A 4,011-nucleotide genomic window follows, 5' to 3' on the forward strand; every position below is an offset into this window, starting at 1 on the left:
GCACCGTCCGCTCGCCCCCGACCGCCTCCAGCGCGTCGAGCGCGGCCGCCGGGGACTGCGGCAGGGCGGCGAGTACGGCCTCCTCGGTCTCGGCGGCGCGCAGGGCGCGGAGCGCGCGCAGGAACGGGACGGGCGTCGCCGTGAGCGGCAGTACGCGGGCGATCTCGGCGGCCACCGGCAGACCCGCCACACCCTGCCCGTCCAGCGCCACGAGCAGGTCGAGCCGGCGCGGCCAATCAGGGTCGTCCGGCGTGGTGTCGACCAGCCGGCGCAGCAGCTCGTGCCGACTGGTGAACAGGACGGTCGCCACCGCTCGGGCCGGGATGCTGTGGTCGGCGAGCGCCAGGCCGAGCACGGCCGGGACGTCCGGATCGGTGGCGAAGTGCCCGCGCCGGTGCATCGCGCCAAGGCAGTCCACCGCCGGCCCGCCGAGCAGCAGCGGATCCTCGGCGGCGAGCGCGAGAACCGCGGGGACGTCGCCCCGCCGTGCCGTCTCTCCGAACAGCGCCAGGGCCCGCCGCCGCACCCGGGGCGGCAGCTCCCCGTCCTCGGCGGCCCGCCGCAGCAGGTCGCCGTGTCCATGCCGGACGGCGGTCGTGAGCGCGGCGTCGGCGGTCGCGGGCCCGAGCAGACCGGCCAGCCGTTCCGCTGCCACCGGCTCCAACGCCGCCCAGGGCTCCGCGAGTTCAGTCAGCGCGCCGACCACCACGTCATCCGTACGCGAGCCCAGCAGCCCTACCGACGCGGCGCGCACGAACGCGGGCCCGAGCAACCCCGCATGCAGCCCCTCCCGGGCCAGCCGCAGCGCCTCGGCCTCCAGCACCGCGTCACCGCTGCCCGCCAACTCCTCCACGAGCGCAGCCGCTTCCGCCACCGAGCCGATCTCCGTCCCCCGGACGGCCTGATACACCAGCTCCCCGCGATCAGTCCGCCGCAGCGCCGCCGCATCCCGCGCGATCTCCGCCCGCAGCAACGCGACCCGCACGGGCGTGACCAACACCTCCGGCGGCCACTCCGACCCCGTCGCGCCGGCCTCCGCCCACGCGAGCGCCTTCTCGGGGCTCACGGGTGCGCCGTGGCCCACCGATTCGGAACGGGCCACGCTGTCCGAGGGAGTGATCACCCCGGGATCGTACGATCCTCCCACCGCGCCCCGCACGCCCCTTTCGGCCCCCCGGGCCGTGTCCCGCGCCCGCCGCCGCGAGTAGATCCTTGGACGTACGGACTTACGCCTCCGTGTGCATGACCCTGCCCTCCCCGCGTACGGGGGCTCCTTCCGGCGCCGGCGCCGGCCCCCGCCCTCTCAGCCCCCGTGGCCCGTCCGCCCCAGCCAGTCCAGCGCGGCCCGGGCCGTGAACTCGGGCTGGCCGCCCGGGAACAGCAGGTCCGCCGCGCGGAATGCCGGGTCGTCCGCCGTCGCCGCGACGTACGGCACCGCGATGCAGCGCATCCCGGCCGCCGAGGCGGCGGCAGCGCCCGGTGGCGCGTCCTCCACGACGACGCACGCGCCCGCCGGGACGCCGAGTCGGCGCGCCGCCTCCAGGAACACGTCCGGCTCCGGCTTGCCGCGCGGGACCTCCTCCGCGGAGACGAGAGTCGTGAGGTACGCGGCCAGGCCGGTCACGGCGAGGATCGCCTCGATGGCGGCCCGCGACGAGCCCGACGCCACCGCCATCGGCGTGCCCTGCGCGTGCAGCAGCTCCACGAACTTCCGCATCTGCGGGTAGACCGGGGTCGACGCCCGCGCCAGCTCCAGATAGTGCCGGTTCTTGGCCGCCAGCAGCTCGTCGACCGGGGCATCGATCCCGTACTCCCGGCCCAGTGTCTCCAGCGTCTCGCGGGTGCCGATGCCGATGAAGTCGGTGTGCCGCTCCCAGCCGAAGTCGGTGACCCCGTACGCCGCCAGGGTCCGCCGGCCCGCCTCGTAGTAGTTCGGCTCGCTGTCCACCAGGGTGCCGTCGAGGTCGAAGACGACGGCGGTGCGTACGGCGCTCATGCGCCCCAGCATCTCAGGACGCGGCCCGGCACCACGTCCAGCACGCCGCCCGGCAGCACGTCAGGACGCCGCCCGGCAGCACGTCAGGACGCCGCCCGAGCAGCCTCTCAGGACGCCGCCCGGCCTACCGCCTCCACCAGGGGCAGCAGCCGGTGCGGGACGCGTTCGCGCAGGGCCATTTCGGTCCGTGTCCGTACGACCCCCGGCAGGTTGATCAGGCGCTGGATCACGTCCTCCAGGTGCCCGTTGTCCCGGGCCACGACCCGGGTCAGCAGGTCCCCGCCGCCCGTGATCGAGAACGCCTCGACGATCTCCGGTACGGCCGCGAGCGCGTCCCCGACCTCGTCGAGATGCCCCTGCGTCACCTCGATGTGGACGAACGCCAGCACCGGGTGTCCGAGCGCCGCGGGCGAGAGCACCGGCCCGGTGGCGGTGATCACCCCGTCCCGCTCCATCCGGTCGATCCGTGCCTGCAGGGTGCCGCGGGCGACGCCGAGGATCCGCGCGTACTCGCGCACACTGGTGCGCGGCTGCTCGATCAGCAGTCGCAGGATGCGGGTGTCCAGCGCGTCGACGGCCATGGTCCGTCGGCCTCCTCATGGCCAGGTGTCCGGTCCTCCGACCGTACCAATGGCCCAGTCACGACGCAGAACCCGCGCCACGGAGCCGCACGATGCCGGGCGTCGCGCGGGGTCACCAACCGAAGCGGCGGTCGATCTCCTTGGTGAACTCCTCGAAGGTCAGCACGTCGTCGCCGTCCTGGTTCGCGGCGTCGAACAGCGCCGAGGCGGCGTCGGCGTCACCGAGACCCCAGAAGGGCAGGTCGCCCTGGGCGGCGAGGGTGGGGCCCTTGCTGCGCAGGGCCGTGATCACCTCGACGCGGGTGAGCGTGCCGTCGTGGTCGAGGTCCAGCGCGTCGAACAGTTTGCGAGCCTTCTTGCTCATGGGGTGATCCTTTCGGAAGGAGTCGGGGGGAGAGGGAGTCCGCGGAGTCCGCAGGGTCCGTGGGGTCCACGAGGTTCATGGGTCACGAGGGGAGACGCGGCGCGGCGGCCGGGGGTTCAGTCATGATCCAGGGCGAGTTCCTCGACGGCGCGGTGCCAGGCTTGAGCGTCCTCACGGGCGCGTCCGCGCAGGTCGGCAGCGACACGTACCCCTCCGTCCCCGGCTCGGACCCGCGCGAGATCCTCGCGCTGCCGCCGCAGCTCCACGTCCGCGCCCGGGGCGCGGGGATCGCGTTCCAGCGCGGAGACCGCGGCCATGGCGGTGGTCTGGAGGCAGCGCAGAGCGCCGTCCCACGGCCCGCCGGCGCAGGCGGCGGCCGCCTCCGCCACGGCCGTCAGGGCGTCGAGGTGCAGCATGAGGGCTCCCTCGGGCACCTCCTCGTCGTCGTCGCCGTCCATGACGAGGTCCGCGTACGCGACGGAGCACTCCTCCACCGCGGCGGCGAGCTCCCGCAGCCGCTCCGGTGCGGCCCCCTCCCAGCAGCCCGCCAGCAGCTCCTCGACGACGTCCGCCTCGCCGGCGGCGTGGCTGCGGAAGCGCTCGTCGCGCAGACACCCGGCGATCCGCTCTGCCGCCGCGAGCCCCACCAGGGCGGCCGCCTCGGGAGCGAGCCCGCCGAGCGCCGCCTGCCACTCCTGGAAGTCCCAGCCGTCCCTGTCCCTGTCCATGTCCGAAACCCTACGACCGTTCCCGTACGGCCTCGGCGCGCGAGCCTGCGCGACGGCTGCGTCCCCACCTTCGCCGGTGCCGTCGTGCACGCGCGAGCCTGTGCGTCGCCCGCTCTCCGGCCCTGGCCGGTGCCGGTGTCGCCGCCTCAGCTCGCGCCCGTGCCCCCACGTCTTCCCGCGCCCTCCTCGGGGCCAGGGCCCCCGCCCCCGCCCCCGCCCGTCCCCGTGATCCGTTCGAGGTCGGTCACCAGGGAGTCGAGCCACGCCACGGTCACGTAGTACGGCGGCGGCGCGTCTCTCGGCTCCGCCTCGAACCCCGCGACGGTGGGGTCCCGGAGCGGT

At 75.1% G+C, this 4,011-nt stretch carries 5 protein-coding genes and 1 pseudogene; all 6 read right to left on the reverse strand.

The window, feature by feature from the left end; all coding sequences use genetic code 11:
- Positions 1-1,123, reverse strand: a pseudogene (locus VIU94_RS35040) (HEAT repeat domain-containing protein); the annotation flags it as partial.
- Positions 1,124-1,303: 180 nt separating this feature from the next.
- Entirely contained in the window at positions 1,304-1,996 is a 693-nt protein-coding gene (locus VIU94_RS35045; protein WP_331917933.1) for an HAD family hydrolase, read from the reverse strand.
- Between the two features lie 107 nt (positions 1,997-2,103).
- On the reverse strand, positions 2,104-2,577 hold the full coding sequence (locus tag VIU94_RS35050) for an Lrp/AsnC family transcriptional regulator (protein ID WP_331917935.1): 474 nt from the start codon (positions 2,575-2,577) through the stop codon (positions 2,104-2,106).
- Between the two features lie 112 nt (positions 2,578-2,689).
- Complete coding sequence (locus tag VIU94_RS35055) at positions 2,690-2,941, reverse strand: EF-hand domain-containing protein (RefSeq protein ID WP_331917937.1); 252 nt, start codon at positions 2,939-2,941, stop codon at positions 2,690-2,692.
- A gap of 116 nt (positions 2,942-3,057) precedes the next feature.
- A complete protein-coding gene (locus tag VIU94_RS35060) occupies positions 3,058-3,669 on the reverse strand; it encodes a hypothetical protein (protein ID WP_331917939.1) in 612 nt (203 codons plus the stop codon).
- A 146-nt stretch (positions 3,670-3,815) separates the two neighbouring features.
- The coding region (locus VIU94_RS35065; RefSeq protein WP_331917942.1) for a hypothetical protein at positions 3,816-4,011 on the reverse strand (196 nt) is incomplete at its 5' end.

Origin of the sequence: Streptomyces sp. (assembly GCF_036566765.1) — a bacterium.
Lineage (GTDB): Bacteria > Actinomycetota > Actinomycetes > Streptomycetales > Streptomycetaceae > Streptomyces.